13 protein-coding genes are annotated in these 14,427 nt (G+C 65.4%); 5 read left to right on the top strand and 8 right to left on the bottom strand.

What is annotated here, in order from left to right; genetic code table 11:
• Positions 1–141: 141 nt before the first annotated feature.
• The 3 genes from pxpB (at position 142) to pxpA (ending at position 2,700) form a co-directional block, all read left to right on the top strand.
• Positions 142–798 carry a 5-oxoprolinase subunit PxpB gene (gene pxpB / locus BDI24065_RS38025; protein ID WP_175035515.1) on the top strand — a complete coding sequence of 219 codons (657 nt, stop codon included), beginning with the start codon at positions 142–144 and terminating at the stop codon, positions 796–798.
• Positions 795–1,862, top strand: a complete 1,068-nt coding sequence (locus BDI24065_RS38020) for a biotin-dependent carboxyltransferase family protein (RefSeq protein WP_175035514.1) — start codon at positions 795–797, stop codon at positions 1,860–1,862. Before pxpB ends, BDI24065_RS38020 begins: the two co-directional genes overlap by 4 nt.
• A gap of 73 nt (positions 1,863–1,935) precedes the next feature.
• The gene (gene pxpA / locus BDI24065_RS38015) at positions 1,936–2,700 is read left to right on the top strand and encodes a 5-oxoprolinase subunit PxpA (RefSeq protein WP_175035513.1); all 765 of its coding nucleotides are present in this window, start codon (positions 1,936–1,938) and stop codon (positions 2,698–2,700) included.
• A gap of 557 nt (positions 2,701–3,257) precedes the next feature.
• On the opposite strand, the gene BDI24065_RS38010 is transcribed toward pxpA, so the two are convergent.
• From BDI24065_RS38010 to BDI24065_RS37980, 7 genes are all read right to left on the bottom strand, one after another.
• Positions 3,258–4,403 (bottom strand): TraB/GumN family protein, encoded by a 1,146-nt coding sequence (locus BDI24065_RS38010; protein ID WP_039354812.1) that lies wholly within the window; start codon positions 4,401–4,403, stop codon positions 3,258–3,260.
• Positions 4,396–5,412 carry a peptide ABC transporter ATP-binding protein gene (locus BDI24065_RS38005; protein WP_175035512.1) on the bottom strand — a complete coding sequence of 339 codons (1,017 nt, stop codon included), beginning with the start codon at positions 5,410–5,412 and terminating at the stop codon, positions 4,396–4,398. Before BDI24065_RS38005 ends, BDI24065_RS38010 begins: the two co-directional genes overlap by 8 nt.
• Complete coding sequence (locus tag BDI24065_RS38000; protein WP_175035511.1) at positions 5,409–6,407, bottom strand: ABC transporter ATP-binding protein; 999 nt, start codon at positions 6,405–6,407, stop codon at positions 5,409–5,411. The genes BDI24065_RS38005 and BDI24065_RS38000 overlap by 4 nt, the downstream gene beginning before the upstream one ends.
• A 2-nt stretch (positions 6,408–6,409) precedes the next feature.
• Positions 6,410–7,327 (bottom strand): ABC transporter permease subunit, encoded by a 918-nt coding sequence (locus BDI24065_RS37995; RefSeq protein WP_175015390.1) that lies wholly within the window; start codon positions 7,325–7,327, stop codon positions 6,410–6,412.
• A 4-nt stretch (positions 7,328–7,331) separates the two neighbouring features.
• Positions 7,332–8,342, bottom strand: a complete 1,011-nt coding sequence (locus BDI24065_RS37990; RefSeq protein WP_011353491.1) for an ABC transporter permease subunit — start codon at positions 8,340–8,342, stop codon at positions 7,332–7,334.
• A gap of 117 nt (positions 8,343–8,459) precedes the next feature.
• On the bottom strand, positions 8,460–10,088 hold the full coding sequence (locus BDI24065_RS37985; protein ID WP_175035510.1) for an ABC transporter substrate-binding protein: 1,629 nt from the start codon (positions 10,086–10,088) through the stop codon (positions 8,460–8,462).
• 320 nt (positions 10,089–10,408) lie between these two features.
• Positions 10,409–11,716 carry an MFS transporter gene (locus BDI24065_RS37980; protein ID WP_175035509.1) on the bottom strand — a complete coding sequence of 436 codons (1,308 nt, stop codon included), beginning with the start codon at positions 11,714–11,716 and terminating at the stop codon, positions 10,409–10,411.
• Between the two features lie 331 nt (positions 11,717–12,047).
• Here BDI24065_RS37980 and BDI24065_RS37975 point away from each other — a divergent pair, with 331 nt between their 5' ends.
• On the top strand, positions 12,048–13,244 hold the full coding sequence (locus tag BDI24065_RS37975) for a DUF6402 family protein (RefSeq protein WP_175035508.1): 1,197 nt from the start codon (positions 12,048–12,050) through the stop codon (positions 13,242–13,244).
• Positions 13,241–13,756, top strand: coding sequence for a hypothetical protein (locus BDI24065_RS37970; protein ID WP_175035507.1), 516 nt, complete (start codon positions 13,241–13,243; stop codon positions 13,754–13,756). Before BDI24065_RS37975 ends, BDI24065_RS37970 begins: the two co-directional genes overlap by 4 nt.
• Positions 13,757–13,970: 214 nt before the next feature.
• Here the strand turns inward: BDI24065_RS37970 and BDI24065_RS37965 are convergent, their stop codons facing one another.
• Positions 13,971–14,282 (bottom strand): high-potential iron-sulfur protein, encoded by a 312-nt coding sequence (locus BDI24065_RS37965; protein WP_175015387.1) that lies wholly within the window; start codon positions 14,280–14,282, stop codon positions 13,971–13,973.
• Positions 14,283–14,427: the final 145 nt, after the last annotated feature.

The following is a 14,427-nucleotide window of genomic DNA, read 5'->3' as shown; positions in this document are numbered from 1 at the left end:
CGGCGCAAGCCGGATGACAGGGTGTGCCGAGTGTACGCCAGAAGCCCCGACATACGGGCTAGGCGAAAACGCTTATTGGGAAGTTGTCGATATTTTATTGACAATGTGCGCTAACATTGCCGTCCGAACCGTGCCAGTCCGATGACGCAACCCCGCATTTATCCGCTCGGCGATGCCGCCCTCGTCTGCGAGGTGCCGCCGCCCGCCACGCTCGATTGCCAGCGCCGCGTCTGGGCCGTTGCCGAGGCCGCGCGCGCGTGGCCCGACGTGGTCGACGTCGTGCCCGGCATGAACAACCTGACCATCGTGTTCGACGCGCTCGCCACGACGGCCGAGTCGCTCACGCCGGCGCTGCGCGACGCGTGGGAAACGGCCGACGTCGAGCACGCGGACGGCCGCGAGGTCGAGATCCCGGTCGAATACGGTGGCGCCGCCGGCCCCGACCTGCCGGCTGTCGCCGCGCACACCGGCCTGTCGACCGACGAGGTCGTCGCCCGCCATGCGGCCGGTGCCTATGTCGTGTTTTTCGTCGGCTTCCAGCCGGGCTTCGCGTATCTCGGCGGGCTCGACGCGGCACTGCACACGCCACGCCGCGCGGCACCGCGCCTCGAGGTACCGGCCGGCTCGGTCGGCATCGGCGGCGCGCAAACGGGCATCTACCCGGCCACGTCGCCCGGCGGCTGGCAACTGATCGGCCGCACGTCGCACGTGCTGTTCGATCCGGCGCGGGCGCAGCCGACGCTGCTGCTGCCCGGCGACCGCGTGCGCTTCACCATTGCCGGAGTCGACGCACGATGACCCAGAGCAACGTACCGGGCACCATCGAAGTGGTGCGGGCCGGCCCGCTGTCCACCGTGCAGGATCTCGGGCGCCGCGGCGCGCGCCATCTCGGCGTCGCGCAGGGCGGCGCGCTCGACAGCCTCGCGCTCGAGGTCGGCAACCGGCTGGTCGGCAACCGTCCCGATGCGGCAGGCGTCGAGATCACGATCGGCCCGGCCGCCTTCCGCTTTACGCGCGCGACCCGCGTCGCGATCACCGGCACCGAGTTCGGTGCCACGCTCGACGGCCGGCGCGTATATTCTTGGTGGAGCCTGCCGGTCGAGGCCGGGCAGACGCTCGTGCTGCCGGCCGCGAAACGCGGGATGCGTGGCTACCTGTGCATCGCCGGCGGCATCGACGTGCTGCCGATGCTCGGCTCGCGCAGCACCGATCTTGCATCGCGCTTCGGTGGCCTCGGCGGCCGCGCGCTGCGCGACGGCGATCGCCTCCCGGTCGGCGTGCTTCCGGCCGGGATGGGTTGCCTCGCGGCCGATGCGCCCGAATTCGGCGTCAAGGCGCCGGCGTGGTGCGCGTTCGTGCGCGTCGACGAGCCGCCGCGCCGCCACCGCCCGGCGCATGCGCCGTGGGCGATGCCCGTGCGCGTGCTGCCGGGCCCCGACTACGCATCGTTCGCCGCCGATTCGCAGCAGGCATTCTGGGATGAGGAGTGGCTTGTCACGGCAAACAGCAATCGTATGGGCTATCGGCTGGCCGGCGCCGAGCTCATGCGCGAGCGGCCGGTCGAGCTGCTGTCGCACGCGGTGCTGCCCGGCACGATCCAGGTGCCGCCGAACGGCCAGCCGATCGTGCTGATGCACGACGCGCAGACCACCGGCGGCTACCCGAAGATCGGCACGGTGATCCGGGCGGACCTGTGGAAACTCGCGCAGGCGCGGCTCAACCTGCCGATCCGCTTCGTGCGCACGACACCCGACGCCGCGCGTGCCGCGCTGGCTGCGGAACGTGCCTATCTGCGGCAGATCGACGTCGCGATCGACATGCGCGAGGAAGCGCGCCGCCGCGCCCAGTCGCGTGCGGCATGACAATGGCGGTAGCAGTGCCGAAGGCAGTAGCGGTAGCAAAGACGGGCCACGCAATCAGTGGACGAGGAACATCATGGAAATCGATCTGAATGCCGATCTCGGCGAAGGATGCGGTTCGGACGAGGCGCTGCTCGACCTCGTGACGTCCGCGAACATCGCATGCGGGTGGCATGCGGGCGGTGCGAACGCGATGCGCGACTGCGTGCGCTGGGCCGTACAGAAAGGCGTCGCGATCGGCGCGCATCCGAGCTTTCACGATCCGGAGAATTTCGGCCGCAAGGAAATGCAGCTGCCGGCCAGCGACATCTACGCGGGCGTGCTGTACCAGCTCGGCGCGCTGTCGGCGATCGCGCAGGCCGAGGGCGGGCGCATCGCACACGTGAAGCCGCACGGCGCGCTCTACAACCAGGCCGCGCGCGACCCGATGATCGCCGATGCGGTGGTGTCCGCGATCCGCGATTTCGATCCGTCGCTTGCGGTATTCGGGCTCGCGAACAGCGTGTTCGTCGCGGCCGCGCGGCACGCGGGGCTCGCCGCGGTGGAGGAAGTGTTCGCCGATCGCGGCTATCGTGCGGACGGCTCGCTCGTGCCGCGCAACCAGCCCGGCGCGCTGATCGACGACGAGGATACGATGATCGCGCGCACGCTGGACATGGTGCGCAGCCGGCAGGTACGCGCAATCGGCGGCGAATGGGTGATGCTCAATGCGCAGACCGTCTGCCTGCACGGCGACGGGCCGCATGCGCTGGTCTTCGCGAAGCGGATTCGCGCCGCACTCGAGGCGGTGGGCGTCGACGTGGTCGCGCCGGGCTTGCTGCAGGCCGACGAACGCGCCTGATCCGGCCTGCGCCAGCAGGCGCAAATCCGTCGCACAAAAGAAAAAAGCGCCCTCGTGGCGCTTTTCCGTTGGCGCAATCGCTGCGGCTTTGCCGTCTGTCGATTCGCCCCCCGAAACCGTCTTTCGACGGTGACCGGAAAAATCTTCCGGATTAAAAAACGTCCGCCGCCGCCCGATCACTGCCTTTCCCCGGTGGGACGACGGAACGTTGCTTTATCTCGCAAGTCGGCCTGCATGCCTAGTTGTTGTCCGACGATGATTGGCCCCGCCGTACATGCAGACACTTCCGCGGCCGGCACGTGCACCACGTGCCGGCAACGCGCTAACCCCGCGCTTTATTTCTGCTACCCCGTAGAACTTTTTCTATTCTTTTCATTTTTTCAACTTGTGGATCGAAGAATAGATATTGGCAGATCGGGATGTCAATCGTTTGAAACGCTATTTTCTGACGATTCGAGGGTTTTCCTTATCGAATAGCGTGGCCATACAGGCGTTTGACGCCGTGCGCGCGACGTCGATCAAACAGGGGAGGATCGGTTCGGGCACGGTGGCGACGATCAGTTCGCGTCGACCCTGTAACCTTGTTGACGCAACAATTCGAGCACGCCACGCGGGCCGCCCAAGTGCAGCGCGCCGATCGCGACGAACAGCGGCCGGTTCGGTGCGGCGATTGCCGTCATTCTTGCAACGAAGCGCCGGTTGCGCTCGTACACGATCTTGTTGTCGATCGCGTCCGACAACGCCTTCGAACGCGCGAGCCGTTCGCTCTTCGCGACCGCCCATGCCGAGATCGCATCGGCGTCGCCAATTCGCCACAGTCGGTGCAGCGCCTTGATGTCGTCGGCGTTCTGCGCGGGTGTCTGCACCATGTCCTGCGCGAGCATCTCGCGCTGCTCGGCGAGCGTCAGCCCGGTGAACGCGCGCATCTGTTCGGCGAGCGTCTCGAGGCCGATCACGCGGCCGCCCTTCTTCTTCAGGAACACGTTCTGCAGCTGCGCCTCGGTGCCGTACTCGGTCTGCAGGCCGGCCGACAGCGAATCGTAGGTCTCGACGACGAGTGCCGCGAGCCACGGCCGCATCTTGCGGATCTCGGCAAGCGCGGCCGGGTTGCCGCGCAGGCGCGCCGCGAGCCGCTGCCACAGCGGCTCGGGCAGCAGGCGCTGCAGGCACGGGTAGCGGCACACGCCGTACTTCGACACGTCGTCCTGCGATTCGAGCAGGTCGTCGGGCGACAGCTCGAGCGCCAGTGTGGGCGATGCGGCGAGCGCCGCGAGGATGCGCGGCCGGAACGGCTGCGCGCTCGGATAATCGGACGGGTCGCCCGTGTGCAGCGTGCCGAGCACGTACAGCGTGACCTTGCCCTTGGTTGCAACGTAGAACGGCATGCGCGCGGGCTGCACGCGCACGGTGCCGCGCGACACCGTGCCGTCCGACACGGCGGGCGCGTGGAAGCCCGGCAGGCTCATGCCGGGCGGCGGGACTTGCGACGGATGGATCGGTGAAGTGGCCGGCGCGCGCCCTTCGGCGCGCGCGGATTCGACGGGAACCACGAGGCTGGCCGCCACGCACGCGCCGGCCAGCGCCGCGCCCGTGACGGTACGCACGCTCCAGCGCCGCGCGTAGCGGTACGCGCGCATCACGCGCGCGCTGCTTGCCCCCGCACGGCGCACGCCGGACGCGCGCGCCGCCAACGCTTCAGGCATTCGCCTCCCCTACCTCCTCGGCCCGATGGCAGGCGACGCGCCGGCCGTCGACCTCGCGCAGCTGCGGCTCTTCCGCACGGCAGCGCTCGACCGCATACGGGCAGCGCTGGTGAAACGCGCAGCCCGACGGCGGATTGAGCGGCGACGGCAGTTCGCCCTGCAGCTTGATCTGCACGCGGCGGTCTTCCTCGAAGATCGCCGGCGTCGCCGACATCAGCGCGCGCGTGTACGGATGGCGCGGCCGTGCGTAGATCGTCGCCTTGTCGCCGAGCTCGGCGACGCTGCCGAAATACATCACCATCACGTCGTCCGCGACGTGCTCGACCACCGACAGGTTGTGCGAGATGAACACGTAGCTCGTCTTGAACTGCTCCTGCAGATCCATGAACAGGTTCAGGATCTGCGCCTGGATCGACACGTCGAGCGCGGACACCGGCTCGTCGGCGACGACGATCCGCGGATCGAGGATCATCGCGCGCGCGATCGCGACACGCTGGCGCTGCCCGCCCGAGAACATGTGCGGATAGCGCTTCGCGTGCTCGGGCCGCAGGCCGACCGTGCGCATGATCTGCGCGATGCGCTGCGCGCGTTCGGCGGCCGTCAGGTTCGCGTTGATCTCGAGCGGCTCGGCAAGCGTCTGCTCGACGGTCTTGCGCGGGTTCAGCGACGCGAACGGGTTCTGGAACACCATCTGCACGCGGCGGCGCAGGTCGGCGACCGTCTCGCGGCTCGCGCCGGCGACGTTCTTGCCGTCGATCGTCAGGCTGCCCGAGGTGGGCGTCTCGATCATCGTCAGCTGGCGTGCGAGCGTCGACTTCCCGCAGCCCGATTCGCCGACGACGGCGAGCGTCTTGCCGCGCTTCAGCGAGAACGACACGCCGTTCAGCGCCTTCACCGTGCCCTGCCCGAACATCCCGCGCTTCACCGAATAGTGTTTCGCGAGGCCGTCGGCCACCAGTACTGCTTCCTCGTCGTGCGAAGTGGCACGCGCTTGATTGACTGCATTCATCGTGCACCTCCCGTCAGGTCGAGGTTGGAAACGTTGAGCGGCTTGATGCAGCGTGCGCGCATCGCATCGTTGCCGGACACCAGCGTGTCGAGCGCCGGCCGCGCCTTGCGGCAGTCGTCGACGACGTACTTGCAGCGCGGCGCGAACAGGCACCCGGACGGGCGATCATCGCGGCCCGGCACCATGCCGGGCAATGCGGCAAGGCGACGCGCCCCCTTATTGTGCTCGGGAATCGCCGCGAGCAGCGCTTCGGTGTACGGATGATGCGGCGCACGGAAGATCTCGGGCACGCTGTTGGTCTCGATCACCTCGCCCGCGTACATCACCGCGACACGCTGCGCGACCTCCGACACCACGGCCAGGTCGTGCGAGATCAGCACGAGCGCCATCCCGCGCTCCTTCTGCAGCTTCACGAGCAGGTCCATGATCTGCGCCTGGATCGTCACGTCGAGCGCGGTGGTCGGCTCGTCGGCGATCAGCAGCTTCGGGTTGCACGCCACCGCCATCGCGATCATCACGCGCTGGTTCATCCCGCCCGACATCTGGTGCGGGAACGACGTAATGCGGTTCTTCGCATCGGGAATGCCGACCTGGTCGAGCAGTTCGAGTGCGCGGCGGTGCAGCGCGTCGCCGCGCAGCCCTTCGTGCAGCTTCAGCACCTCCTTGATCTGGTAGCCGACCGTGTAGCTCGGGTTCAGGCTCGTCAGCGCGTCCTGGAACACCATCGCGATGTCCTTGCCGACGATCTTGCGGCGCGCCTTCGGCGACGCCTTCAGCAGGTCGACGCCATTGAACGTGACTTCGTCTGCCGTCACCTTGCCCGGCGCATCGATCAGGCCCATCAGCGCCATCATCGTCACGCTCTTGCCCGAGCCCGATTCGCCGACGACGCCCACCACCTCGCCCGGTGCGATCGACAGGTTGATCCGGTCGACGGCAGGCAGGCCGTTGAAGTTCACCGCGAGATTGCGGATGGTCAGAAGATCTTGGCTCATGTTCACGCCATCCGTTTCAGTTTGGGATCGAGCGCGTCGCGCAGCCCGTCGCCGAGCAGGTTGATCGCGAGCACCGAAATCAGGATCGACAGGCCCGGCATCGTCACGATCCACCACGCGTTGTCGATGTAGTCGCGCGCGGACGCCAGCATCGCGCCCCATTCGGCGGTCGGCGGTTGCACGCCGAGGCCGAGGAAGCCGAGCGCGGCCGCGTCGAGGATGGCCGACGAGAAGCCGAGCGTCGCCTGGACGATCAGCGGCGCCGTACAGTTCGGCAGCACCTGCGAGAACATCAGTCGCAGCGTGCCGGCACCGGCCACGCGCGACGCCGTCACGTACTCCTTCTGCAGCTCGCCGAGCGCCGATGCGCGCGTGAGACGCACGTAGGCCGGCAGCGCGACGATCGCGATCGCGAACATCGTGTTGGTGAGGCCCGGGCCGATGATTGCGACGACCGCGACCGCGAGCAGCAGCGACGGCAGCGCGAGCAGCACGTCCATGATGCGCATCACGGGCGTGTCGGCCCACTTCTGGAAGAACGCGGCGACGAGCCCGAGCACGATGCCGGGGATCAGCGCGAGCACGACCGACACGAAGCCGATCCAGAACGACATCCGCGCGCCGTACATCAGCCGCGAAAGAATGTCGCGGCCCGCTTCGTCGGTGCCGAGGATGAACTTCCAGTTGCCGCCTTCGAGCCACGCGGGCGGGATCTTCACGAAGTCGCGGTATTGCTCGACCGGGCTGTGCGGCGCGAGCAGCGGGGCGAGCAGCGCGACCAGGATCAGCACGAGCACGACGATGCCGGCGCCGACGGCGCCGCGGTTGCGCGAGAAGTTGGCCCAGAACTCGCGCAGCGCGAGCGCACGGCCGCCGGCCGGCGCGGATTCGGTCGGCAGGGTATTTTGCAGATTGCTCATGGGATTACCTCGTGTGGCGGATGCGCGGATTCAGCACGCCGTACAGCAGGTCGACGACCAGGTTCACGACGATCACGAGCGTCGCGATCAGCAGGATGCCGCCCTGGACGACCGGATAGTCGCGGCGGCCGATCGCATCGATCAGCCACTTGCCGACACCGGGCCACGAAAAGAGCGTCTCGGTCAGCACGGCGCCCGCGAGCAGCGTGCCGATCTGCAGGCCGATCACGGTGACGACCGGGATCAGCGCATTGCGCAGCGCATGCACGACGACCACGCGCGCGGGCGACAGCCCCTTCGCGCGTGCGGTGCGGATGTAGTCCTCGCGCAGCACTTCGAGCATCGACGAGCGCGTCATCCGCGCGATCACCGCGAGCGGGATCGTGCCGAGCACGATCGCGGGCAGGATCAGGTGGCTGACCGCCGACTTGAACGAGCCTTCATCCGGCGCGAGCAGCGCGTCGATCAGCATGAAGCCCGTCGGGTGCGGGAAGTCGTATTCGACGGCGATGCGCCCCGACACGGGCGTCCAGCCGAGGTATGACGAAAACACCATGATGAGGATCAGCCCCCACCAGAAGATCGGCATCGAATAGCCGGTGAGCGCGGTGCCCATCACGCCGTGGTCGACGACCGAGCCGCGCCGCAATGCGGCGATCACGCCGGCCGGCAGCCCGACTGCGAGCGCGAACACGAGTGCGCACAGCGACAGCTCGACGGTCGCCGGGAAGCGCGCGAAGAACTCGCCCGCGACGCTCGTGTTGGTGATGATCGACGTGCCGAGGTCGCCATGCAGCGCCCGGCCGATGTAGTGGAGGTACTGCATGGGCAGCGGCTGGTCGAGCCCGAGGCGTTTCATCGCCTCCGCATGCATCGCGGGATCGACGCCGCGCTCGCCCATCATCACTTCGATGGGGTCGCCCGGTATCAGGTGAATCAGCGCAAACGCCAGGATGGTGATGCCGATGAAAGTCGGGATCACCATGCCCACGCGGCGCAACACGAATGTGAACATGATGCGTCTCGTATTTTCTTGTGGGAAATGTGCGACCGGCGACGGGAAGCTTTTGGCCTCCCGCCGCCGGATGAATTAGCCGGTCTCGGTCTTCGTAGACAGCTTACGACAGGCGTGTTACTTCACGCTAACACCATCGAAGCGGGCATAGCCAAGCGGCTCGATACGCATGTCGACCACGGTCTTGCGCACCGGCTGGTAGACCGTCGAGTTCGCGATCGGCGAGAACGGCAGCTGTTGCGCGAAGATCTGCTGAGCCTGCGTGTAGAGCTTCGTACGCGCGTCCTGGCCCGTCGTCGTGCGGCCCTTCTGGACCAGATCGTCGAACGGCTTGTAGCACCAGTGCGAGAAGTTGTTGCCCTTGATCGCGTCGCAGCCGAGCAGCGTGCCGAGCCAGTTGTCCGGATCGCCGTTGTCGCCCGTCCAGCCGATCAGCATCGTGTCCTGCTCACCCGAGTGCGCGCGCTTGATGTACTCGCCCCACTCGTACGTGACGATCTTCGCCTTCACGCCGATCTTCGCCCAGTCGGCCTGGATCATCTCGGCCATCAGGCGGGCGTTCGGGTTGTACGCGCGCTGCACCGGCATCGCCCACAGCGTGATCTCGAAACCGTTCGGGAAGCCGGCCTTCGCGAGCAGCGCCTTCGCCTTCGCGGTGTCGTTCGGCGCCATCTTCAGGTTCTTGTCGTACGACCATTGGGTCGGCGGCATCGGTGCGGTAGCAGCCTGGCCGGCGCCCTGGTAGACGGACTCGAGGATCGCCTTCTTGTTGATCGCCATGTCGAGTGCCTGACGCACCTCGAGCTTGTCGACCGGCTTGTGCTCGACGTTGTACGCGAGATAGCCGAGGTTGAAGCCTGCCTGCGACGGCATGTCGACGCCCGAATCGGCCTTCAGCGTCGCGATGTCGGCCGGACGCGGATAGCTCATCACCTGGCATTCGTTGCGCTTGATCTTCTGCACGCGCACGCCCGGATCGGGCGTGATCGAGAAGATCAGCTTCGAGATCTTCACTTCGCCCTTCTTCCAGTAATCAGGATTGCCGTCGAATCGGATCGTCGCGTCCTTCGTGTAGCTGCGGAAGATGAACGGGCCCGTGCCGACCGGCTTCTGGTTGATGTCGGCGGCCTTGCCGGCCTTCATCAGCTGGTCGCCGTATTCGGCCGACAGGATCGACGCGAATTCCATCGCCATGTTCTGGATGAACGGCGCATTCGGCTCGGCGAGCGTGAACTTCACGGTGTACGGATCGACCTTCTCGACCTTCGTGATCAGCTTGTCGAGGCCCATGTCGGTGAAGTACGGGAACGACACCGGGTACGCCTTGCGGAACGCCTGGTTCGGATCGAGCATGCGCTGGAACGTGAACAGCACGTCGTCCGCGTTGAACTCACGCGTCGGCTTGAAGAAGTCGGTCGTGTGGAACTTCACGCCATGGCGCAAGTGGAACGTGTACACCTTGCCGTCCGGCGACACGTCCCACTTCTCGGCGAGGCCCGGCTCGACCTTCGTGCCGCCGCGCTCGAATTCGACGAGGCGGTTGTAGACGGTGAACGTAGCGGCGGTGAAATCGACGCCGGTCGTAAACTGCGCGGAATCGAAACCCGCCGGGCTGCCTTCTGAGCAGTAGACGAGCGTTTTGTTCGGGATCTGTGCGAATGCAGAACCCGCGACGCCGAGCGATGCCGCTGCCACGCCTGCAATGGCGGTAACACGCAGGGTGTGCAACAGACGGTTGTATTCCATGTTTCCTCCAGGTCTCCAGATCGGAACCGGCCCGCCCGGGGCCGGTGTACGCGGATATTACTTGAGCTAACGATGTGGCAACAAGCTGGAGAAAAAACTCTTCTAGATGCCCCGCCGGGTTTTTGCCGATGTTTAGTGGGGGTAAAAAAATGCGATAACGCGCGCGAGCGGCAATTCCGTTCATCTCGCGCAAGTTTCGTTCGACGACTAAACAATTCGGGCGCGAACACGAAGGCTCGACGCGCCGTTTTCCCGTGTTCTGCAGCACATCATTGCGTTTTGCGAAACGATCCTGTGACAGTCTTCAATCTGTCATGCGGTCAGGCCGGCGCATCGAGGTCGGCGCTGCGCGCGGGCACGAACGCGACCGCGACGATCGACAGCGCGATCCCGGCCATCACGTAGTAGGTCGGCGCGAGCGGCGTGCCCGTGACCTTGATCAGCCACGTGACGATGAACTGCCCGAAGCCGCCGAACAGCATCACCGCGACGTTGTAGGCGATCGACAGCCCGGTCGAGCGCACGTTGGCCGGAAACAGCTCGGCGATCATCGCGCCGAACGGCCCGTAGTAGCCCGCGAGCGTGACCGACAGCACCGCCTGCACCGCGATCAGCCGCGCGATGCTCGGCGCCGCGTCGAGCCATGCGAACAGCGGATACATCAGCGCGAGCGTCAGCACCAGCGACCACAGCGACAGCCCCTTGCGGCCGATGCGATCCGACCACGCACCGGCGATCGGCGACAGCACCATCAGCAGCAGGTTGCCGACGATCACCGCGTAGAACGATTCCGCGAAGGGCAGCTTCAGCTGCTTCACCGCGAAGGTCGGCAGATAGCTGATCAGCACGTAGATCGTCACCGTCAGCGCGATCACCGAGCCGAGCCCGCACAGCACCTCGCGGGGGTGGCGCGTGAACACTTCGCCGAGCGTCGCGCGGCGCGCGCTTTGCTGCGCATGCAGGAACGCTTCGGAATCGGCGAGATGGCGGCGGATGTAGAAGCCGATCGGGCCGATCACGAGCCCGAGGATGAACGGCACGCGCCAGCCCCAGCTGCGCAGCGCATCGTGCGACAGCCCGCGCGTGACGGCTGCGCCGACGAGCGCGCCGATCAGCAGCGCGGCCGCCTGGCTCGCCATCTGCCAGCTGCCGTAGAAGCCGCGTTTGGAGAACGGCGCGGCTTCGATCAGCAGCGCCGTCGCGCTGCCGAATTCGCCGCCCGCGGAGAAGCCCTGCAGCAGACGGCCGAGCACGATCAGGATCGGGCCGCCGATGCCGATCGCCGCATAGGGCGGCGCGACCGCGAGCAGGAAGATGCCGCCCGTCATCAGCAGGATCACGAGCGACAGCGCGGCCTTGCGGCCCGCGCGATCCGCGTACAGCCCGAACACGATGCCGCCGATCGGGCGCATGAAGAACGCGACGCCGAACGTCGCGGTGGTCAGCAGCAGCGACGAGTATTCGCTGGAGGTCGGGAAGAACAGCTCGGCGATCACGACCGTCATGAAGCCGAACACCGTGAAGTCGTACCACTCGAGGGCGTTGCCGATCACGGCAGCCGCCACCGCGCGCCGGTTCAGCGCACGCTCGGGCCGGATCGTTTTCGTTGAATTCGCAATCGTCGCCATGCGTGCCTCGTCCTCGTCAATTCGCCGTGTCGGGCTGCGCGGCGCGCGGGGTGCGCACGGCGCGCCGGTTTGCAGCGAGTGTAGAAAGCGACGGAACCGATTTCAAGCAATAAAAAACGCCCGCCGTCTTGCGACGGCGGGCGTTTTGCGGTTTTCGCCACAATGCGGCATCGCACGATGGGCTGCACTTTCGACTTTGTCTGATTTCACATCCCATTCCTTTCCATTAACTTTCGCACAATGCAATTCGTGCCTCGTCAGGTCGCCCGGCATCCGATGCGCCGGGCCCCGAACGTTGCTCTATCGCCAGACACTTTTCCCGGATACCGCCATGAGCAACAACAAGATTCCCTATTACGAGGCAAACAGGCTGCTGTGGAAATGGGCTCGATGCGAAGGGCTCGACGGTTGCGAAATCGCCCACGAAACCATGCTCTCGCTGAATCAAGCACCGCCGCCGTTGCCAGTCAAACCCAAGCCCCCCAAGCCCGTCAAGCGCCTGACTCACAAGGATCGCGTGAACAACTCGCTCGACGATCTTCTGGCCGCGGCGGAAGCGCTCGCGCGATTCAAAACGTGGCTTCACACGCCGAGCGCGCCGAAAAGTCCCAAACCAGCACCATCGGCACAGCGCCAAAAGGAACCGGCGATCGCACCGCTGGATATCCAGGAGATTCCCGGCGCGATGCGAAGACTCTGGATGCCGGTATCCGCGAGGCTGATGGAGCGATGGTTTGCCGGCGCGCTGAACTATTCGCCGACCGACAAGGACGAGATGCTAAGCATCAATCAGGACGGCCAGCCTTATCCGGACGACATGTACGACATGAGATCCATCAAGCTCGAATGGATTCTGAAATACCCTCGCGCGAAAGCGCAATATGTGGCGCTTCAACAACGCGAGCGACTGACCACGCCTAGAGCCCTCAGCGCGCTGCACAAGTGCCTGTCTCGTGTCCGCTCCCCGGACGAGGTGATCGACGCGATGGCGCTTTGCAATGGAAATCTGGTGGAATTGCACAAACGCTTCCAGTTCCAGTTCGCAGGCGTTGAAAGTACGTTCGGTCAAAAACTCGACGAATTCATCCTGCAGCGTCTGACCAACAGTGGCTTGCCGGATGATCTGACGGGAGCGCTGGGATCGTTCAACATCTACGCGGCCGTCGCGTATGCCGAATTCAACCGGGAGGCCAGCCGCGCAACGGTCACGTCGATTTACCTCTATGTGCGCGACAACTATACGTTTTCCGACAAAGGCGACGCTCAGTCGCAATATCTCGGGCACTGGAACCACAAGCGCGTCGTCCTCGTACCCGCAGCGGGCGCGGCTGGAATTGTCGGCATGCCCTGGCTGGATTATCCCGTCGTCGTCGGTGGCAAACGCTCTCGAGACAACATCTACTATCCGGTCAGAAACAAGTCGTTTCGCGAGTGGCAGCAACGACACCGGCGCGGCGGCGATTTCATTATCTTCTCGGACTATCGCTGCGTAACGCTCCCTCAACCCATCGAGATCGTGTTTTCGTGAGTTCCTTCGCAGAAGCCACTGGCGTTGGCACCCTCGTCCTGCTGCTGGCCGGCAGCCTTATCGTCATTGCATCAATCTCGATAACTCTTGCGTTGCGTTTCATCTGGTCGGATCGCGATGGCCGGGCTCAACGAGCCAGGCAAATGCTCCGTGTCTCGATCCGACGCGTCGCCATCACTTTCGCTGCCGTGATGATGCTCGGCATTGCATGGCGCTACTGGCAGGACACACGATTGCGAGCCACCTGCGGCCCTCGAGATCGGATGACCGAATACTCGCCTGACGGTCGCTACGTCGCGAAATATTGCTCCTTCGGAGATACGATCGTTCTGAAGCTGTATGGGAGAGACGACGCACGACCTCTTGCCGAGCGGACCTACCGGGATACATCCGGGGTCCTCGTCAGCCTGACTTGGACCAAGGACGGCCTGATCTACCCGGAGGGCGATATCCTCAGGACGATCAATCTCCCACCCTCTCTTTACGATCGAATCCTGACGCAGCTTCCATAAGACCAGCAAGACACGCCAACGCAGCGACCAGCCCCGGCTGCTGCCTCTCTCACATGGCGGATCGCACTGGCCGGCAGCGACTTGCCCCGCTTGGACACAACGAGGTCAGCAGATATAAAACGTTTTCAAGCAATAAAAAACGCCCGCCGTCTTTCGACGGCGGGCGTTTTGCGGTTTTCGCCACAATGCGGCATCGCACGATGCCGCACGAGCCTCAACCCATCTTCGAGAAGGCGCTGCACCAGCCCTTCGCCGACACCTGCTTGCCGGGGAAGGCACCGCACGGACCCGAGGCCGAACCCTTCTTGCCCTGGTACAGCATGCAGGCCGCGCAATCCTGGCCTGCTGCGTATTTCGGGTACTTCGCCTTGTCGACCTTGGTCGCATCGGCCTTGTAGCCGAGTGCCGTCGCGGTCGGGTCGCTCTCCGTGAGCATCGGCGCATCGGCCAGCGCTTCACGCGACAGCGCCAGCGCGGACACGGCACCAATGCTCGTAATCAGGAAACTCCGACGGGATGTTTTCATGGGGGACTCGCTCCAACGTTATCGGTTTGAAAGCTGTTCTGGCGACAGCCGTTCGACAGAATAACGCTCAAGCGAATAAATGTGCGCGCCGAAATTCCAGAGATAAGGAATTTCACACGGCCGCCACACAGCCGCCACACGGCCG

The organism is Burkholderia lata, assembly GCF_902499025.1.
Lineage (GTDB): Bacteria > Pseudomonadota > Gammaproteobacteria > Burkholderiales > Burkholderiaceae > Burkholderia > Burkholderia lata_C.
This window is presented reverse-complemented; position numbering and strand designations above follow the sequence as displayed.

Coding starts and splice junctions, on each gene's coding strand:
- pxpA (WP_175035513.1), top strand. CDS start 1,936: ATGGAAATCGATCTGAATGCCGATCTCGGCGAAGGATGCGGTTCGGAC.
- BDI24065_RS38005 (WP_175035512.1), bottom strand. CDS start 5,412: ATGAATGCAGTCAATCAAGCGCGTGCCACTTCGCACGACGAGGAAGCA.
- BDI24065_RS37975 (WP_175035508.1), top strand. CDS start 12,048: ATGAGCAACAACAAGATTCCCTATTACGAGGCAAACAGGCTGCTGTGG.
- pxpB (WP_175035515.1), top strand. CDS start 142: ATGACGCAACCCCGCATTTATCCGCTCGGCGATGCCGCCCTCGTCTGC.
- BDI24065_RS37980 (WP_175035509.1), bottom strand. CDS start 11,716: ATGGCGACGATTGCGAATTCAACGAAAACGATCCGGCCCGAGCGTGCG.
- BDI24065_RS37985 (WP_175035510.1), bottom strand. CDS start 10,088: ATGGAATACAACCGTCTGTTGCACACCCTGCGTGTTACCGCCATTGCA.
- BDI24065_RS37995 (WP_175015390.1), bottom strand. CDS start 7,327: ATGAGCAATCTGCAAAATACCCTGCCGACCGAATCCGCGCCGGCCGGC.
- BDI24065_RS37965 (WP_175015387.1), bottom strand. CDS start 14,282: ATGAAAACATCCCGTCGGAGTTTCCTGATTACGAGCATTGGTGCCGTG.
- BDI24065_RS38000 (WP_175035511.1), bottom strand. CDS start 6,407: ATGAGCCAAGATCTTCTGACCATCCGCAATCTCGCGGTGAACTTCAAC.
- BDI24065_RS37990 (WP_011353491.1), bottom strand. CDS start 8,342: ATGTTCACATTCGTGTTGCGCCGCGTGGGCATGGTGATCCCGACTTTC.
- BDI24065_RS38010 (WP_039354812.1), bottom strand. CDS start 4,403: ATGCCTGAAGCGTTGGCGGCGCGCGCGTCCGGCGTGCGCCGTGCGGGG.
- BDI24065_RS38020 (WP_175035514.1), top strand. CDS start 795: ATGACCCAGAGCAACGTACCGGGCACCATCGAAGTGGTGCGGGCCGGC.